The sequence below is a fragment of the Roseovarius sp. genome (assembly GCF_040219995.1).
Taxonomy (GTDB): domain Bacteria; phylum Pseudomonadota; class Alphaproteobacteria; order Rhodobacterales; family Rhodobacteraceae; genus Roseovarius.
In genome coordinates, this window is sequence record NZ_JAVJUC010000046.1 from 108,130 (window position 1) to 125,246 (window position 17,117).

Here is a 17,117-nt window from a genome sequence, read left to right on the forward strand (position 1 = left end):
GAGGGGATAGCCACAAGGCGTTAACCGGATGTCAGGGCACCGTCACGGTGCCCCTTGGATGGCTCAGGCGGCCACCTCGGGGGCCTCTCGCACCTGCACACCGTTGATTTTCCAGCCGTCTTCCAGCTCGACCATCTCGTAATCGACGATCCAGGCCTTTCCCGCAGGGCCGCGCAACATCACACTCTGCCACAGCTTGCCCGCGATCACCTCGGCGTCGAGAAAGGTCACGTCCGACGGGCGCCAGACCATCGGATACCCCTCGCGCACCATCGTGCCGAAGGTCTCCGGCGTGCCGAACTTGCGCTGAATGAACGGGCTGGCGAAACTGTAGGCGCGGTCCACGTCCTCGGCCAGAAACGCCTCGATCTGGGATGAAATGACCGACCGCAGGGCCGCCTCGTCAGAGCGTGCCGCACCGCTCAAACCAAGGGCGACGGTCAGGGATAGAATGAAATACCGCATGGCAACACCTCCATACCGAGCAGAGATAGGCCGCCGCCCTAGCGTTGCAAGCTTTCCAGATAGGCGACCAGATCGGCCATCGGCGGGCTGACCCTCAAAGTCTCGCCCCGCTCGGTGCGCAGGGCCACGCTACGCGGCTCGAAGAAATCGCCATAGATCGGCATCTCGCTGCCATGCGCGACAATCGGATCGCGCCCGTCTATCCGCTCCACCACGCGCGCCAGCGGAAAATGCCCGCCATTGGCGCGTTGCAGGCCAGTCAGATCGGTCGGATCAATGGTCAGCACCATCTTCATCGGGCCATTGCCTTGGGCGGCCGGACCGTGACAGGCCGCGCAGTAACGGTCATAGACCGCCTTGCCCCCCCGCACATCCTGCGCCTGCGCAGCGCTTGCCAGAATTGCGAGGGCCAATGGGAAAAAAATGGCTTTCATTGCGGCCTCCTTGCACCCTGTCGCCAGTCTCTCCCGCAAAAGTGCCGCCCGCCATGATCAAAGTCAAACACCGGCCCACCAGTCCCAGAAGCCGTTTCAAACGGCTTCAAAAGCAGCTTGCAAGCCGCTTTCCACGCGCTTTTCAAAGCGCGTTACAAGGCCTTTGCAAACGGCCTTTCGCCCTCACCCAGCGAGCTCGAGCACCTGTTGCCAAACCGGATCGGCCACCTCGACCGGATCAGCAGGCCGCTTGCCCTGCCCCGGCAGGCGGGCCCCCTCATCCTGCGTGGCCGCCTCGGCCACCTGCGCCAGCCGGTCGAAGAACGCACCCGAGACCTCTGGATCCATCAGCAGGTAATATTGCCCCAGATCATGCGGCGGCCCCTCGGGGGCTTTGAGCGGCTTGACGCCCCGGCTCACCACCCCGCCCGTCATCCCCGCTGCCAGCAGTTCCGCCATCAGGCCAAAGCCCCAGCCCTTGGGGCCGCCGATGCTGACCAATGAGCCGCCAAGCGCGGCCTCTGGATCGGTGGTGGGCTGACCAGCAGCATCCACCGCCCAGCCTTCGGGGATAGGCTCGCCCGCGGCCTTGGCCATGGTGATCTTGCCCAGTGCAACCACCGTCGTCGACTGATCGAACTGCATGGCGATACCGCCCTGCCCGTCCGGCACGGAAAAGGCGATCGGGTTGGTGCCGATGACGCGCGTCTTGCCACCCGGGGCCGCCACGATGGGCGAGGCATTGGTCATCCCCAGACCGATCAGGCCCCGGTCTGCGATCTGCTCGGTGAAATACCCCAGAGAGGTGCAGGTATGCGCGTGCCCCACCGCAAGGCTCGCCACGCCGCAGTCGCGCGCCGCCTCCGCCGCCCGGTCAATCCCCCGGGCAAAGGCGGGCTGCGCAAAGCCGAATTTCGCATCGACGACCACAGCGCCCGGGCGCGGCTGCGTCACCTCGGGCTCCACATCGCCCTTGACGCGCCCGGTCTGCAATTGCTGGCAATAGCTTTCGAGATAGTAGAGCCCGCAGATCCGGTTGCCGACGCTTTCCACCTTGCGCACCGCGCGCGCCACCTCTGCGGCAATCCACGGCTGCGCACCATGCCGGATCAGCGCCGCGCGCGTCTGTGCCTCGATATCGTTCAGGGAAATATGCACCATGCCGCTCTCCGATCATTTGAACGATAGCTATGGTGGTGCCGCGATCACAGGTCAATTCAGACCTTCTGAACGCAGCTTCAGCTTTTGCGAAACGCAAGAATTCAGCCCGCCACGATCCGCCCCTGATCAAGCTTCACGATCCGGTCCATCCGCGCCGCCAGATCAAGGTTATGCGTCGCAATCAGCGCCGACAGTCCGGTCCCCCGCACCAGCCCGGTCAGCGCCCCGAACACCTGATCCGAGGTGCCGGGATCGAGATTGCCGGTCGGCTCGTCGGCCAGCAGAACGCGCGGGCTGTTCGCGAGCGCCCGGCAAAAGGCCACCCGCTGCTGCTCGCCCCCCGACATCGCCGAGGGGCGATGCCCCGCGCGCGCGCCCACGCCCACCTGCTCCAGCAACTCTTGCGCCCGCGCCTGCGCCGCCTTGCGCGCCACGCCATTGGCCAGCTGCGGCAGAACGATATTTTCCAGCGCGCTGAACTCGGGCAGCAGATGGTGGAACTGATAGACAAAGCCAACCTCCTGCCGCCGCAGTGCCGTGCGCCGCCGGTCGCTCAGCCCGGTCATATCCTCGCCGCCGATCTCGACCCGGCCCGCATCGGCCACATCCAGGAGCCCCGCGATATGCAACAGCGTCGATTTGCCCGCCCCCGACGGCGCCACAAGCGCCACCATCTCGCCCTTGGCCAGCATCAGGTCAGCCCCCGCCAGCACCTGCACCTCGCCGGTCTGCCCCTTGTTGTAGGTCTTCTCGATCCCCGTCAGCCGCAGCATCACGTCACTCATAGCGCAGCGCCTCCACCGGGTTCATCCGCGCCGCCCGCCGCGCCGGAAAGATCGTGACCACAAAGGACAGTCCCAGCGAGAGCATAACCGCCGACAGCACATCGCCCGCCTGCAACTGCGCCGGCAAATGATAGATGCCGCGTATCGACGGGTCCCAGACCTGCCCGCCCATCAGCACGTTCACGAAGCTGAAAATCGGGTCGATATAGATCGCGAATAGGCAGCCGAAGATCACCCCCGCCGCCGTGCCTATGAGGCCGGTAAACGCGCCGCAGATGAAGAAGATGCGCAGCACCGAGCCCTCGCTCAGCCCTATGGTGCGTAATATGCCGATATCGCGCCCCTTGTTCTTGACCAGCATGATCAGCCCGGAGGTGATGTTCATCGCCGCGATCAGCACGAGGATCGAGAGAATCACGAACATCACGTTATCCTCAACCTCCAGCGCGCGCAGGAACGAGCCGCTGGAATCCTGCCATGTCCAGACCTGCGCGCGCTCACCCGCAGCACGCAACAGCGGCAGGGTCATGTCGTCAACGTTTTCCGGGGCCTCGACCATTACTTCCAGCTCATCCGCGCGCCCGTCGCGGTTGAAGAACGATTGCGCCTCGGCAAAGGGCAGATAGACCCGCACCCGGTCGATGTCATAGCGCCCTGCGGTGAAGATATAGACCACCTCATAGGCATTGATACGCGGGCTTGTGCCAAGCGGCGTCTTAACCCCGTTGGGCGAGATCAGCTTGATCCGCTCGCCCACAGTCACGCCCAGTTCCTGCGCCACACCCGAGCCGATGGCGATGCCCTCTGCAAATCGCGCGATATCCCCGCGCGAGGCCTCTGCATCGGCCACGCGCGGAATCGTGCGTAGATCCTCCGGGCGGATTCCAAAAACCTGAACCCCAGCGTTGCGGTCACGCGCACTGGCCATCACCTGCCCCTTGACCAAAGGGGCCACCCGGGTCACGCTTGGCACATTGCGCACCCGGTCTGCCATCGCTTCGTATTCCCCGATGGTGCGGTCGAGGCGGCCAGACTGTTCATCGACCGTGCCTGCGTTGTAGATCGTCACATGCGCGTTGGCGCCGAGGATCGTATCGACGAATTCCGCCCGAAAGCCAGAACGCACAGCGAGCGTCGCAATCAGCGCAAAGACCGCCAGCGTGATGCCAATGAGGCTGATCCAGGTCATCACGCTCACGCCTCCTTCGGCGCGCTTGGCACGCAGGTAGCGCCAGGCGATCATCCACTCGAACGCGGCAAAAGGGGCGGGCGATCTGGCCATTGCGGCTCCTTCGGTCAAGTCGCGCGGACAGTGCTGTTTTCGCTAGGGGGCGTCAAGGTCGTGCGGCCTAACTGAGCGCCTGCATCACATGGCCTCACATTCACACGAGATGCTCTGGGGCAGGCCTGAGTCGACGCCATCTTATTACAGCAACCACATGAAAGGTGCCGCCATGCAACGCCCCATCCGACGCCGACGCCCGCCGCTACCCCTTGTCTATCGTCACCCCCGGCCTTGGCGGTTTGACGACTGGGCCGCCATCTGACGCGACCGCAAGGCCACAGTTGGCGGCGCGTGGCGACCCTGCACCACATTTCGTTTTTGCGTCCTTGCATCGCCTCGGTATAACGACGACATCCCGTTCAGGAGGTTTGTTCATGACCCATCGCCGCCATTTTCTTGCAACTGGCCTTGCCGCTATTGCACCCGCACTTGTGCCGGGCCTTGCCCGCGCCTTTGAGCTTGATCCAAAATTCACGCCGCAAGAGGTGACGTTCGACCCGAAGTACCAGCCCGGCCAACTAATCGTGCTGCCGCGCGCACATTTCCTGTATCTGGTCATCGAACCGGGCCGCGCCCGCCGCTATGGTGTGGGGGTGGGCCGTGCGGGACTGGAATTTACCGGCACGGCCACCATCGACGTCAAGAAGAAATGGCCCACATGGCGCCCGACAAATGAGATGATCGAACGCGAGCCGCGAACCTATGACCGCTTCAAGGACAATGATTACGTCCAGCCTGGCGGCCCCGAGAACCCGCTCGGCTCGCGCGCGCTCTACCTCTTTCAGAACGGGCGTGACACCTATTACCGGATCCACGGCACAACGCAGCCATCTTCGATAGGACGCTCGGTCTCGAACGGCTGCATCCGCATGATCAACGACCATGTGCAGGATCTGTATGAACGCGTCCCTGTCGGAACCGTGGTCACCGTTCTCTAGAGCAGCGATTGACACAAGCGGATCGGGGCGCGGCCCCAATCCATGAATGTGATCTTCGCGGGCTGAATTGTACAATACGCTCGACGTCGCTTCGCGATCATACTTGATTTTCGAAAGCCTCAATCCCATACTCAGCTCTGCGACGTTACCACTATCGACCATCTGCTCCTTCTACGGCTCAGTCACTCGATCTTGCACGACAGAGCCGGGCTGCCGCACTCCCGCGGGCAGCAAAAACTGAAGGAGAACAGAGCGATGGCTTCTGGCACCGTGAAATGGTTCAATTCCACCAAGGGCTACGGCTTCATTGCGCCCGATGGCGGCGGCAAGGACGTTTTCGTCCACATTTCCGCTGTTGAGCGCGCCGGTCTGACCGGTCTGGCCGACGACCAGAAAGTGAATTTCGACATCGAAGCCGGTCGTGACGGCCGCGAATCTGCGTCGAACATCACCCTCGCCTAAGGCGTTGACAGATTTGACGAAACTGGGCCCCGCGCGGGCCCTTTTTCATTGCGGGACTTCATTGCGCGGCGGCGATCAGCTCGGCCACATGTGGCCCCAACGCCTCGACGATCCGCCGCACGCCTTCGGCATTGGGATGGATGCCGTCGGGCTGAAAGTAGCGCTGCAACGCCGCGGGGTCGCCTTCGCCCAGCCCGGCAAAGAACGCCGGCGCCAGCATCGCGTCGTAAGCCTCCGACAATTCGGGGTAAATCGCGTCGAACTCAGCCTTGTAATCGGCCCCGTAATTGCCCGGTGCGGCCATCGGGACCAGCAAGACCTCGACCCCCCTGACTTCGGCCACCTCTAGAATTGTCTCGATGTTGCCGCGACTTACCGCCGGGTCAATGCCCCGCAACAGGTCATTGCCGCCAAGCGTCACGATCATCGCGTCGATCTCGGGCGTCAGGCTCCAGTCTACCCGCGCGGCGCCGCCCGCCGTGGTATCCCCGGATACGCCGGCGTTGATCACCTCCGCTTCAACCCCCTGATCTTGCAGCCAATTCCGCATCTGCGGGACAAAGCCATCTTCCTCGGGCAACCCGTAGCCCTGGGTCAGACTGTCGCCCAATGCCAAAACCGTGACCGGTTCTGCCGCGCTTGCCGGGCTGACAAGCGCGCCGATCACGGCTAAGACCTTGCCCATCCCCCGCAGGGCCCCATATGTCAAAAAACCCTTTTCAATCAGGCGCAAACGCATGAACTCTCCTCTTCTGTCCCTCTCCGATGCATCGCTCGCGCTGGAGGGGAATACCGGTCTCGTCCGGATACTCCACGGGATCACGCTGGATGTCCACCGGGGCGAGAGTGTCGGGCTGGTCGGCCCGTCGGGCTCCGGCAAATCTTCGCTGCTGATGCTGATGGGCGGGCTGGAGCGCGCCACCGGCGGCACCGTCCGCGCGCTCGACCACGATCTCGGCGCGCTCACCGAGGATCAGCTCGCCCGCCTGCGCCGCGACAATTTCGGCGTCGTCTTTCAATCCTTTCACCTCATCCCCACGATGACCGCGCTGGAAAATGTCGCGACGCCGCTGGAGCTTGCGGGCGCGCCCGATGCCGATGCCCGCGCGCTTGAGGAACTCACCGGCGTCGGGCTCGCGGACCGTGCCGGTCATTACCCCTCGCAGCTTTCGGGCGGGGAGCAGCAGCGCGTGGCGCTCGCCCGCGCCGCAGCACCACGCCCGGCGATCATCCTGGCCGATGAGCCCACCGGCAACCTCGATAGCAGCACCGGCGAGACGATCATCGAATTGCTGTTCGGGCTGCGCGACCGCCACGGTGCGACGCTGGTTCTGGTGACCCACGATTCCGATCTCGCCACGCGCTGCGACCGGGTCATCAGCCTGCGCGACGGGCGCATCGAGGGCACCGCATGAGTGTGAGAACCGCGGCGAAATTCGCCCGGCGCGAGCTCCGCGGCGGCCTGCGCGGGTTTCGCATCTTCCTCGCCTGCGTGATCCTCGGCGTGGCCGCCATCGCCGCTGTCGGCACCCTGCGCGAAAGCGTGCGCGCCGGGCTTGCCGATCAGGGCGCAGCGCTTCTGGGGGGCGACGCCGAACTCGAACTGACCTACCGCTTCGCCACCGAGGTCGAGCGAGACTGGATGGAGGGCGCGGCGATTGAGGTCTCGGAAATCGCCGATTTCCGCTCCATGGCGCTCGGACCCGAGGGCACGCGCGAACTCACGCAGGTCAAGGCCGTCGATAGCGCCTATCCCCTTGTCGGAGAGATAGAAATATCCCCCGACATGCCGCTCAAGGCGGCGCTTGCCGGGGCGAATGACCTGCCCGGCGCGGTGATGCAGCCGCTCCTGATCTCCCGCCTCGGCCTAGACATCGGCGATACGTTTCGACTTGGAGAGCAGGAGTTTCGCCTCATGGCCGAACTGGTGCGCGAGCCCGACCCCTCGCGGGCGGGCTTCGGTCTCGGCCCCCGCACCATCGTCGCGCGCGCCGCACTCAACGGCTCGGGGCTGCTGTCGCCCGGCTCGCTCTTCACCTCGAAATACCGGCTGACCCTGCCGCCCGGCACCGATCTCGCCGCGATGGAGCGTCGCGCGACCGAGGAACTGGACGGCAGTGGCTTTCGCTGGAACGACGCCCGCAACGCCAGCCCCCGCGTCGCCGAATTCGTCACCCGCCTCGGGGCGTTCCTCGTGCTCGTTGGGCTCTCGGGCCTTGCCGTGGGCGGCGTCGGCATCTCGGCGGCGCTGCGCAGCTATCTCGCGGGCAAGGTGCAGGTCATCGCCACATTGCGCAGCCTCGGCGCGGATCAGCGGACCATCTTTCTGACCTACTTTCTTCAGGTCGGTGTTCTGGCCGTTCTCGGCATCATCGGCGGGCTGATCCTCGGCGTCGGTCTGCCGGTCCTGCTTGGGCCTTTCATCGCCGCGCGCCTGCCGGTGCCTGCGGTCTTTGCCGCCTATCCCGCCCCGATGATCGAGGCGACGCTCTACAGCATTCTCAGCGTTCTGATCTTCACCCTCTGGCCCCTTGCCCGGGCGCGCGAAGTGCGCGCCGCGGCGCTCTACCGCGAGGCGGCGGGTGCGCGTCACGGCTGGCCCGGCACGGCCTATGTTATTGCCACGCTTGTGCTTATCGGCCTTTTGCTGACTGCGGCGGCGCTCTTTTCCGGCAACCTGGCGCTCACCCTCTGGACAGCAGGCGGCATCATCGGCGCGCTCGGCGCGCTTAGCCTCGCGGCACTCGGGGTTCAGCGTGCCGCCCGCGCCCTGCGTCCCCGTCTACGCAGCCGTCCCGCGCTTGGCTGGGCGCTCGGGGCCATCGGCGGGCCGGGCAGCACCGCCGCCCCGGTCATGCTCTCGCTCGGGCTGGGCCTCACGGTGCTCGCCGCCGTCGGACAGATCGACGGCAACCTGCGCCGTGCCATCGCCGGAGACCTGCCCGAGCGCGCGCCGTCCTTCTTCTTCGTCGATCTGCAAAAGGACCAGATGCCGTGGTTCCTCGACCGGCTGGAGACCGACCCGGCGGTCAGCCGCATTGACCATGCGCCGATGCTGCGCGGCATCATCAGCCGCATCAACGACCGCCCGGCACGCGAGGTGGCCCCGGGGCATTGGGTGGTCGAGGGTGACCGCGCGATCAGCTATGCCGAGACGCTGCCCGCACGCACCACCCTCACTGCGGGCGACTGGTGGGGCAATGATTACACCGGGCAGCCGCAGCTCAGCTTCGCTGCCGAAGAGGCGGCGGAAATGGGCATCGGCCTCGGCGACGAGATCACCGTCAACATCCTCGGACGGGATATCACCGCGCCCATCACCTCGCTGCGCGAGGTGGATTTCTCCAGCGTCGGCATGGGCTTCGTCATGCTGATGAATCCCTCCGCCCTCGCCGGTGCGCCGCATACCTTCATCGCCACGGTCTATGCCGACAGCCAGGCCGCCGAAGAGGCGATCCTGCGCGAGGTCACCGACCGCTACCCGAACGTGACCGCGATCAATGTGCGCGACGCGCTGATGCGCGTGACGGATCTTCTGGCCAGCCTCGCCTCTGCCACCTCCTGGGGGGCCTCGGTCACGCTGCTCACGGGCTTTCTGGTGCTGATCGGGGCGGCGGCGGCGGACGGGCGCGCGCGCACCTATGAGGCCGCGATCCTCAAGACGCTTGGCGCGGCGCGCGCGCAGATCCTGACCAGCATCGCGCTGCGTGCCATCCTGCTGGGCACAGCCGCAGGCGGCGTGGCGCTGGCGGCGGGCATCGGCGGGGGCTGGGCCGTCAGCCATTTCGTGATGGAGACACCCTTCACGGTGATCTGGCCCTCGGCGCTTGCCATCGTCGCGGGGGGCATCGCGGTCACATTGCTGGCCGGGCTTGCCTTTGCCCTGCGCCCGCTGCGCGCCCGCCCCGCCCGCATCCTGCGGGCCCGCGAATAGCCCCTTCTTTTTGGCAAAAATACTCTCGAGGGTCCGGGGGTGAAACCCCCGGCGGATCGGTCGGCGAAAGCCGGTCGATGATCCCTTCACCAAACGCCACGTTGATTTTGCGCAACCCGGCTGGCACTGCATGCGCGCATCGACAGGAGTGCTCATGAGTGATTCGCTGCCCATCCCGCTTTCTCCCCCGCTGACCACCGCGCAGCAGACCGCCCTCGTCAATCTCGTGCGCCGCGCCTCGCGGGCCGAGATCATGCCACGTTTCCGCACGGTGACCCGCGCCGAGGCCGACACCAAATCCGGGCCGACAGATCTGGTGACCGAAGCCGACCGTCAGGCCGAGGCGATGCTGGCGCGCGGGCTGCAACGGATGTTTCCGCATGCCCTGATCGTGGGCGAAGAGGCCGTGGCCGAGAACCCGGATTTGCGCGATGCGGTGGCCGAAGCAGAACTCGCCTTTATAATTGACCCGGTCGATGGCACCTGGAATTTCGTCCACGGCCTGCCGCTCTTCGGGGTGATCATCGCCGTCACCCGCTTTGGCCGCCCGGTTCTGGGGTTGCTGCATGATCCGGTCTCCGACGATTGGATCATCGCCGATGAGGCAAGCCCCGCGCGCCTTGCCGCAGCTCTCGGGTCCGAACGCGCGGTACGCGTCTCAAAGGGCGGCGACCTGGCGGATTTGCAAGGCTACATCCATTTCTATCTCATGCCACAGGATCAGCAGGAGCGCGTAGCCCCGCTTCTCGCGACACTGGCCCGGTGTTTTACCTTGCGCTGTTCGTGCCACGAATACCGCCTGCTGGCGCAGGGCGCGGCGGATTTCATCCTATCCGGTGTGCTCAACCCGTGGGATCACGCGGCGGGTGTGCTGATCTGCCAACAGGCGGGCGGCGTGGCGTGGATGCTTGACGGGCGCGACTACAATACCGCGATCACCGAGGGGTTCCTGCTCTGCGCCTCGGATCAGGCCACTTGGGACCGCTTGCGCGATCACTTCGACTGCCTTCTGGAGGATTGAGCGGGCATCATCAGTTTTTCATTGCCATAAAACCGCCATAACGGCATGTATAAATGACCCTTCGGGTCTCAATCATGTTAGTTTTCGGAATTTTCTTATGACGTCCAAGCCGCGCGCTACGGATGACGACGATGCAATAACCCTGTCCGATGAGGACCGGGCGGCGACGATTGATCGTCTCTATGATGTCGCGCTTGATCCGACCGGCTACGAGGCCCTTCTTGACCATTGGGAAAGCACGGTCGGACCATTGCGGGCGCGGGTCGATCTGAACGCGCCGCGCCTGCTGGACGACCCGCGTATGGCAGCGCATTTCCGCCGCGCGACAGAGTTTCTCGACCGGGTCAAGGTCACGGCTCCGACGCCCGGCACGACAGCCGAGGATCTCGAGGCCATCCTGGCGCCGTTCGACCGCGTTCCGGCGGCACTGCTCGACCGGAACAATGATATCCGCGCGGCGAATGCCGCGGCACGCGTGGTGATGCAACTGCCCGCACAGGCACACCTCGGAGATCTGCCGATTCATGACGCCGACAGAGAGGCGGTCGCCGAGACGCTCGCCCTGCTCTTCGAGGATCGCGCCAAGGACAGCGCCGTCCTGCGCGTACGCTCGCAGCGCGCCGATCACCTGATCGTCTTTCGCCTGCAACGCTGCATCGCCGCTGACGGCACAGTGTTGGTCCTCGCCGCCTCGAACGAGGTCAGCCTACCAAAGGGTTTCTGCGACATCCTGCGTCAGGCCTTTGATCTTACGGCTACCGAGGCCGATATACTCTGTCATCTGGTCGATTGCCGCAGCGTGAGTGACATTGCTGTGGATCGGGACCGGTCGGTGGATACGATCCGGGCGCAGATCAAGTCGATCCTCGCCAAGACCGAAACCCATTCTCAACTTGAGTTGGTGCGGCTGGCGCTGTCGATGATCGACATGACGGCGTTGACGGTACGCTCGGCCACGGGCCAACACGATGTCTGCCGTGGGTCTGCCACTCTCGCCGAGCGCGGCTTTCATTCGCTGCAGGCCTTTGATGGACGAAGGGTGGACTATCTGGTGCTGGGCGCGCCGCAGGGACGCCCGGTGCTGTACCTGCCGCTTGATTTCGGACTGGTCCGCTGGCCCGCCTCAGCCGAGGCTTGCGCCACCGCGCGCAGCCTACGGATCATCGTGCCGCTGCGTCCGGGCTATGGTGGTTCCGACATGGTCGGACGTGGCGTGGATTATGATACCGCCCTTATTCAGGACACGATGCTGGTGCTGGCCGCCGAAGGCGTGGCGCGCTGCCCGATCATCGCGCTCAGCGGGGATACATATTATGCCGTGCGATTGGCCCGCGCCAATCCCGGGTTCTTTACCGGCATTATCGCGTGTTCCGGCATGCTGCCCCTCACCCGCCGCGAGCAGTTCGAGCGGATGGATAAATGGCATCGCTTCATCATGGCCGGTGCCAAATATACGCCGCATCTGCTGCCCTTCATGGTCAAGGCCGGCTTTCTTCTGGCACAGAAGCTTGGCAAGCGCGGGTTCATTCATGCGGTCTTTGGTAATTCCGCAGCCGACATCGCCACCTTCGAGGAACGCGAGGTGTACGAGGCTATTGTCACCGGCTCCGACGTCGCGCTTTCGAAGACCCATTGCGCACACGAGGCGTTCTCACGTCAGCTCATCGCCGGGCAACTGACCGACTGGACGAGCGATCTCACTGCGCTGCGCGGACAGGTTCCCCTGATCCTGATGAACGGTGCACAGGATCCGCAGGTGCCTGTCGCCACCTATGAAGAGTTTCGCCGCGATCACGACTGGATCGAATTTCACCTGTTCGAGGATGCCGGGCAGTTGGCCTTCTTCCGCCACTGGCGCGATGTGCTTGATCGGCTCATACCTCTTCTCGGGGATTGAGTGTGAAATAGCACCCTCATACCCCATTTGGGGTATGACAGACTCAGCACATTCACATTAGCGTGAGGCCACGTGATCAGATCGGGTGATTGTGAGTGATGGCGCAACCGTTCCTGTCGCGTATTCGGCGCGTCTGACGTGCTGAATGCCATTTTAGACAGATATTTCATAGTAAGAAGGCGGCCCGTCTGGGCCGCCTTATTTTTAGCTGTTCTATTCCGCCGCCTCCGCATAGTCCTCCAGCGGCGGGCAGGTGCAGATAAGGTGCCGGTCGCCATAGACATTGTCCACCCGGTTGACCGGTGGCCAGTACTTGTCCACCCGGAAGGCACCCGGCGGGAAACAGCCTTGTTCGCGGCTATAGGGCCGGTCCCACTCGCGAATGAGATCCTCCATCGTGTGCGGCGCGTTCTTGAGCGGGTTGTTCTCGGCCTCCATCCGCCCCTCCTCAATGTCGCGGATCTCCTGCCGGATGGCCAGCATCGCCTCGCAAAAGCGGTCCAACTCGGCCTTGGTCTCGCTCTCCGTGGGCTCCACCATCAGCGTGCCGGGCACCGGAAAGCTCATCGTGGGCGCGTGAAAGCCGCAATCCATCAGCCGCTTGGCGATATCGTCCACCGTGACACCCGCGCTTTTCTCGAACGGACGCGTGTCGAGGATGCATTCATGCGCCACCCGGCCCGTCGGCCCCTTGTAGAGCACGTCATAGGCGCCCTCCAGCCGCTTGGCGATATAGTTGGCATTGAGGATCGCCACCCGCGTCGCCTGGGTGAGGCCCGCGCCGCCCATCATCAGGCAATAGGCCCATGAAATCGGCAGCAACGAGGGCGAGCCATAGGGCGCGGCGCTGACCGGCCCCTCTTCGCCGCCTGTCGCCGGATGGCCCGGCAGATGCGGCACCAGATGCGCCTTGACGCCAATCGGTCCCATGCCCGGCCCACCGCCGCCATGCGGGATGCAGAAGGTCTTGTGCAGGTTGAGATGGCTCACGTCGCCGCCCACGTCACCGGGCCGTGCGAGCCCCACCATGGCGTTCATGTTGGCCCCGTCGATATAGACCTGCCCGCCATGTTTGTGGGTGATGTCGCAGACCTCGCGCACCGTCTCCTCGAACACGCCGTGCGTTGAGGGATAGGTGATCATGCAGCCCGCAAGGTTCTCGGAATGCTTTTCGGCCTTGGCGCGAAAATCCTCCACGTCGATATCGCCGTTCTCGGCGGATTTCACGACGACCACATCCCAGCCCACCATATGCGCACTTGCCGGGTTGGTACCGTGCGCGCTGACAGGGATAAGGCAAACCTTTCGATGCCCCTCGCCATTCGCCCGGTGATACGCAGAAATCGTCAGGAGCCCCGCATATTCGCCCTGCGCGCCGGAATTGGGCTGCATGGAAATCGCGGCATAGCCGGTGATGTCACACAACTTGGCCGACAGGTCATCGATCATCTCCTTGTAGCCAAGCGCCTGATCCGCAGGCACGAATGGATGCAGCAGCGAAAACTCGCGCCAGCTGACCGGCATCATCTCGGCGGCGGAATTGAGCTTCATCGTGCAGCTGCCCAAGGGGATCATCGCCCGGTCAAGCGCCAGATCGCGATCCGCCAGACGGCGCATGTAGCGCATCATCTCGGTCTCGGCCCGGTTCATGTGAAAGACCGGATGCGTGAGATACGCGCTCTCGCGCTGCAGCGCCTCGGGGATGCGATATTCATGCGTGAAATCGCTGTCCTCCATGATGATCCCGAAGGCGCGCCAGACCGCCTCCACGGTCGCGGTGCGGGTGCGTTCATCAAGCGTGATGCCTATCTTGGTGTCGCCGACGCGGCGCAGGTTCACACCCTCGCGCACCGCCGATTGCAGCACGCCGCGTTGCAGCAGCCCCACATCGACGGTGATGGTGTCGAAGAAATCGCCCGGCTCGACATGAAATCCCGCCGCCTCCAGCCCCTTGGCCAGTCGCACGGTCTTGCGGTGGATGCGCTGCGCGATGGCGCGCAGACCCTTGGGACCGTGGAACACCGCATACATCGACGCCATGACAGCCAAGAGCGCCTGCGCGGTGCAGACATTCGAGGTGGCCTTCTCGCGGCGGATATGCTGCTCGCGGGTTTGCAGGCTAAGGCGGTAGGCACGGTTGCCGTGGCTGTCCACACTCACCCCCACGATCCTGCCTGGCAAAGCGCGCTTGTAGGCGTCTTTCGTGGCCATATAGGCGGCATGCGGGCCGCCATAGCCCACCGGCACGCCGAACCGCTGTGTCGAGCCCACGGCGATGTCGGCCCCCATGGCGCCCGGCTCTTTCAGCAGGGTCAGCGCCAGAGGGTCGGCGATCACGATGCCGATGGCCTTGGCCTCGTGCAATGCCGCGATCTCGGCGCTGAAATCGCGCAGATGTCCATGCGTGCCCGGATACTGGAAGATCGCGCCGAACACCTTGTCGGCCTCCATATCCTCGGGCGCGCCTACGATCACCTCGATATCCAGAGGCGCGGCGCGGGTCTGCATCACGGCGATATTCTGCGGGTGACAATTCTCATCGACAAAGAACGCCCGCGCCTTGGACTTGGCGACGCGCTGCGCCATGGTCATCGCCTCGGCTGCCGCCGTCGCCTCGTCGAGAAGCGAGGCATTGGCAATCTCCAGCCCGGTCAGATCGCTCACCATGGTCTGAAAATTCAGCAGCGCCTCCAGCCGTCCCTGGCTGATCTCGGGCTGATAGGGCGTGTAGGCGGTGTACCAGGCCGGGTTCTCGAAGATATTGCGCTGGATCGCGGGCGGCGTGACCGTGCCATGATAGCCCTGCCCGATCAGCGAGGTCAGCACCTTGTTCTTGGACGCGGTCTGCCACATGTGATGCAGCAATTCGCTTTCCGACTTGGGCTTGCCGAAATCGAGCGGGGCCTCCTGCCGGATGGATTTCGGCACCGTCTCGTCGATCAGCGCATCAAGGGTCTCCACGCCCAGCACCTCGAACATCTCGCCCATCTCCTCGGGCGAGGGGCCGATATGGCGGCGATTGGCGAAATCATAGGGCAGGTAGTCGGTCGCTTTGAACGGCATGTCGGTGTCCTCATCGCATCCGGGGGCGGCGCGCGCCGGCCCCCTGCTTCATCTTTCCGAAAAATACTCTCACTGAGGGATAAAACTCAGCCAATGTATTTCTTGTAGGCGGCCTCATCCATGAACTCGTCCATCTGACCGGGCTCAGACGGCTTCATCTTGAAGAACCACGCATCGCCCTGCGGGTCGTCATTGACCTTGCCGGGCTCATCGGTGAGCGTCTCGTTGACCTCGACGATCTCTCCATCGATGGGCGCGAGGATATCCGAGGCCGCCTTGACGCTTTCAATCACGACGATCTCGTCATCCTTGGTGACCTGCTTGCCGACCTCGGGCAGTTCGACAAAGACCACATCGCCCAATTGCTCGCTGGCATGCTCGGTGATGCCCACGACCACGACATCGTCTTCTTCGCGCAGCCATTCATGTTCTTCGGTGAATTTCATCTTGTGCTCCCTGGTGCTGGTTCAGCGTTTGAAATTGGCGGGGGTGAAGGGCAGCTTCGCCACCCTGACAGGAAGGCGCTTGCCGCGCACTTCCCCAAAAAGCTCGGTTTCCACTTTGGCCATCTCTGTAGGCACATAGCCCATCGACATCGGCCCTTCGATCGTAGGTCCGAACGCGCCAGAGGTGACATGGCCCACGGGGTCGCCCCCCTCGGCGGCGGCGAAAAGCGGCGTGCCCTCGCGCATCGGCGCGCGGCCCTCGGGGCGCAGGCCGACACGGGCGCGGGCTGCGCCGGTCTGCAGCTCATTCAGAATGCGCGCGGCACCCGGAAAGCCCCCGGCCCGGTCGCCGCCTGTGCGACGCACCTTCTGGATGGCCCAGTTGAGACTGGCCTCGACCGGGCTGGTGGTGGTGTCGATATCGTGCCCGTAGAGACACAGCCCTGCCTCGAGCCGCAGGCTGTCGCGCGCGCCGAGGCCGATGGGCTCGACGTCCTCATGCGACAGCAGCGCACGGGCCAATGGCTCGGCCTGATCCTCGGGCACGGAAACCTCATAGCCATCTTCCCCGGTATATCCCGAACGCGAGATCCACAGATCTCCGAAACCGCTGTCGAAAATGCCCACATCCATGAAGCGCATCTGCGCCACGCCCGGCACCAGTGCCTCCAGCACTCCCTCGGCGGCGGGGCCTTGCAATGCAAGCAGCGCACGGTCGGTGATCTCCTCGACCTCGACGCCCGAAAGCCCGGCCCGCATATGCGCGATATCGTCGGTCTTGCAGGCGGCGTTGACCACGACGAACATGTGATCGCCGCGATTGGCCAGCATCAGATCGTCCAGAATACCGCCCGTGTCATTGGTGAACACACCGTAGCGCTGCCGCATCACTCCCAGACCCATCAGATCGACGGGCACCAGCCCCTCCATCGCGCGGGCGACCTCTGCATAGCCGCCCGGCGCGCGCAGGATCAACTGCCCCATGTGGCTCACGTCAAACAGCCCCGCCTTGGCGCGGCAATGCAGATGCTCTTTCATCACGCCCATGGGATATTGCACCGGCATGTCATAGCCCGCGAAAGGCACCATTTTGGCCCCCAATTCACGGTGCAGCGCGTTGAGCGGTGTGATCTCCAGATCGGCCATCAGCGTCCTTCCCTATCCATCCGGGCCGGATCATGTGCTGATCGCTCCGGCACCGACAAGACGCGGGCCAAAGGCCGCGC

General features: G+C 64.3%; 15 protein-coding genes. 6 read left to right on the forward strand and 9 right to left on the reverse strand.

Annotated features, from left to right (window positions below):
- Window positions 1-63 precede the first annotated feature (63 nt).
- From RID11_RS20260 to RID11_RS20280, 5 genes are all read right to left on the reverse strand, one after another.
- Window positions 64-465, reverse strand: a complete 402-nt coding sequence (locus RID11_RS20260; RefSeq protein ID WP_350142113.1) for a DUF4864 domain-containing protein — start codon at window positions 463-465, stop codon at window positions 64-66.
- 38 nt (window positions 466-503) lie between these two features.
- Window positions 504-899, reverse strand: coding sequence for a c-type cytochrome (locus RID11_RS20265; protein ID WP_350142114.1), 396 nt, complete (start codon window positions 897-899; stop codon window positions 504-506).
- 183 nt (window positions 900-1,082) lie between these two features.
- The gene (locus RID11_RS20270) at window positions 1,083-2,060 is read right to left on the reverse strand and encodes an Ldh family oxidoreductase (protein WP_350142115.1); all 978 of its coding nucleotides are present in this window, start codon (window positions 2,058-2,060) and stop codon (window positions 1,083-1,085) included.
- A gap of 101 nt (window positions 2,061-2,161) precedes the next feature.
- Window positions 2,162-2,845 carry an ABC transporter ATP-binding protein gene (locus RID11_RS20275; RefSeq protein WP_350142116.1) on the reverse strand — a complete coding sequence of 228 codons (684 nt, stop codon included), beginning with the start codon at window positions 2,843-2,845 and terminating at the stop codon, window positions 2,162-2,164.
- The gene (locus RID11_RS20280; RefSeq protein WP_350142117.1) at window positions 2,838-4,127 is read right to left on the reverse strand and encodes a lipoprotein-releasing ABC transporter permease subunit; all 1,290 of its coding nucleotides are present in this window, start codon (window positions 4,125-4,127) and stop codon (window positions 2,838-2,840) included. The genes RID11_RS20275 and RID11_RS20280 overlap by 8 nt, the downstream gene beginning before the upstream one ends.
- Window positions 4,128-4,504: 377 nt before the next feature.
- Between RID11_RS20280 and RID11_RS20285 the strand changes: the two genes are divergently transcribed.
- The gene (locus RID11_RS20285; RefSeq protein WP_350142118.1) at window positions 4,505-5,068 is read left to right on the forward strand and encodes a L,D-transpeptidase; all 564 of its coding nucleotides are present in this window, start codon (window positions 4,505-4,507) and stop codon (window positions 5,066-5,068) included.
- Window positions 5,069-5,323: 255 nt separating this feature from the next.
- The gene (locus RID11_RS20290) at window positions 5,324-5,530 is read left to right on the forward strand and encodes a cold-shock protein (protein ID WP_050663055.1); all 207 of its coding nucleotides are present in this window, start codon (window positions 5,324-5,326) and stop codon (window positions 5,528-5,530) included.
- Window positions 5,531-5,588: 58 nt separating this feature from the next.
- On the opposite strand, the gene RID11_RS20295 is transcribed toward RID11_RS20290, so the two are convergent.
- The gene (locus tag RID11_RS20295; RefSeq protein ID WP_350142119.1) at window positions 5,589-6,215 is read right to left on the reverse strand and encodes an arylesterase; all 627 of its coding nucleotides are present in this window, start codon (window positions 6,213-6,215) and stop codon (window positions 5,589-5,591) included.
- A 52-nt stretch (window positions 6,216-6,267) separates the two neighbouring features.
- Between RID11_RS20295 and RID11_RS20300 the strand changes: the two genes are divergently transcribed.
- From RID11_RS20300 to RID11_RS20315, 4 genes are all read left to right on the forward strand, one after another.
- Entirely contained in the window at window positions 6,268-6,945 is a 678-nt protein-coding gene (locus RID11_RS20300) for an ABC transporter ATP-binding protein (protein WP_350142120.1), read from the forward strand.
- Window positions 6,942-9,464 carry an ABC transporter permease gene (locus RID11_RS20305; RefSeq protein ID WP_350142121.1) on the forward strand — a complete coding sequence of 841 codons (2,523 nt, stop codon included), beginning with the start codon at window positions 6,942-6,944 and terminating at the stop codon, window positions 9,462-9,464. Before RID11_RS20300 ends, RID11_RS20305 begins: the two co-directional genes overlap by 4 nt.
- Window positions 9,465-9,618: 154 nt before the next feature.
- The gene (locus RID11_RS20310; RefSeq protein ID WP_350142122.1) at window positions 9,619-10,485 is read left to right on the forward strand and encodes an inositol monophosphatase family protein; all 867 of its coding nucleotides are present in this window, start codon (window positions 9,619-9,621) and stop codon (window positions 10,483-10,485) included.
- Between the two features lie 97 nt (window positions 10,486-10,582).
- Window positions 10,583-12,382, forward strand: coding sequence for a bifunctional helix-turn-helix transcriptional regulator/alpha/beta hydrolase (locus RID11_RS20315; protein ID WP_350142123.1), 1,800 nt, complete (start codon window positions 10,583-10,585; stop codon window positions 12,380-12,382).
- 213 nt (window positions 12,383-12,595) lie between these two features.
- Here the strand turns inward: RID11_RS20315 and gcvP are convergent, their stop codons facing one another.
- The 3 genes from gcvP to gcvT all read right to left on the reverse strand — a co-directional run bounded on the left by gcvP (window position 12,596) and on the right by gcvT (window position 17,037).
- Window positions 12,596-15,445: an aminomethyl-transferring glycine dehydrogenase gene (gene gcvP / locus RID11_RS20320; RefSeq protein WP_350142124.1), complete on the reverse strand. Its 2,850-nt coding sequence runs from the start codon at window positions 15,443-15,445 to the stop codon at window positions 12,596-12,598.
- An 86-nt stretch (window positions 15,446-15,531) separates the two neighbouring features.
- Window positions 15,532-15,891 (reverse strand): glycine cleavage system protein GcvH, encoded by a 360-nt coding sequence (gene gcvH, locus RID11_RS20325; protein ID WP_350142125.1) that lies wholly within the window; start codon window positions 15,889-15,891, stop codon window positions 15,532-15,534.
- 21 nt (window positions 15,892-15,912) lie between these two features.
- The gene (gene gcvT, locus RID11_RS20330) at window positions 15,913-17,037 is read right to left on the reverse strand and encodes a glycine cleavage system aminomethyltransferase GcvT (protein WP_350142126.1); all 1,125 of its coding nucleotides are present in this window, start codon (window positions 17,035-17,037) and stop codon (window positions 15,913-15,915) included.
- Window positions 17,038-17,117: the final 80 nt, after the last annotated feature.

Excerpts from the sequence above, each read along its gene's own strand:
- RID11_RS20270 (WP_350142115.1), bottom strand. The coding sequence starts at position 2,060 with ATGGTGCATATTTCCCTGAACGATATCGAGGCACAGACGCGCGCGGCG.
- RID11_RS20260 (WP_350142113.1), bottom strand. The coding sequence starts at position 465 with ATGCGGTATTTCATTCTATCCCTGACCGTCGCCCTTGGTTTGAGCGGT.
- RID11_RS20285 (WP_350142118.1), top strand. The coding sequence starts at position 4,505 with ATGACCCATCGCCGCCATTTTCTTGCAACTGGCCTTGCCGCTATTGCA.
- RID11_RS20310 (WP_350142122.1), top strand. The coding sequence starts at position 9,619 with ATGAGTGATTCGCTGCCCATCCCGCTTTCTCCCCCGCTGACCACCGCG.
- gcvT (WP_350142126.1), bottom strand. The coding sequence starts at position 17,037 with ATGGCCGATCTGGAGATCACACCGCTCAACGCGCTGCACCGTGAATTG.
- RID11_RS20300 (WP_350142120.1), top strand. The coding sequence starts at position 6,268 with ATGAACTCTCCTCTTCTGTCCCTCTCCGATGCATCGCTCGCGCTGGAG.
- gcvH (WP_350142125.1), bottom strand. The coding sequence starts at position 15,891 with ATGAAATTCACCGAAGAACATGAATGGCTGCGCGAAGAAGACGATGTC.
- RID11_RS20315 (WP_350142123.1), top strand. The coding sequence starts at position 10,583 with ATGACGTCCAAGCCGCGCGCTACGGATGACGACGATGCAATAACCCTG.
- RID11_RS20290 (WP_050663055.1), top strand. The coding sequence starts at position 5,324 with ATGGCTTCTGGCACCGTGAAATGGTTCAATTCCACCAAGGGCTACGGC.
- RID11_RS20280 (WP_350142117.1), bottom strand. The coding sequence starts at position 4,127 with ATGGCCAGATCGCCCGCCCCTTTTGCCGCGTTCGAGTGGATGATCGCC.
- RID11_RS20295 (WP_350142119.1), bottom strand. The coding sequence starts at position 6,215 with ATGGGCAAGGTCTTAGCCGTGATCGGCGCGCTTGTCAGCCCGGCAAGC.
- RID11_RS20275 (WP_350142116.1), bottom strand. The coding sequence starts at position 2,845 with ATGAGTGACGTGATGCTGCGGCTGACGGGGATCGAGAAGACCTACAAC.
- RID11_RS20265 (WP_350142114.1), bottom strand. The coding sequence starts at position 899 with ATGAAAGCCATTTTTTTCCCATTGGCCCTCGCAATTCTGGCAAGCGCT.
- RID11_RS20305 (WP_350142121.1), top strand. The coding sequence starts at position 6,942 with ATGAGTGTGAGAACCGCGGCGAAATTCGCCCGGCGCGAGCTCCGCGGC.
- gcvP (WP_350142124.1), bottom strand. The coding sequence starts at position 15,445 with ATGCCGTTCAAAGCGACCGACTACCTGCCCTATGATTTCGCCAATCGC.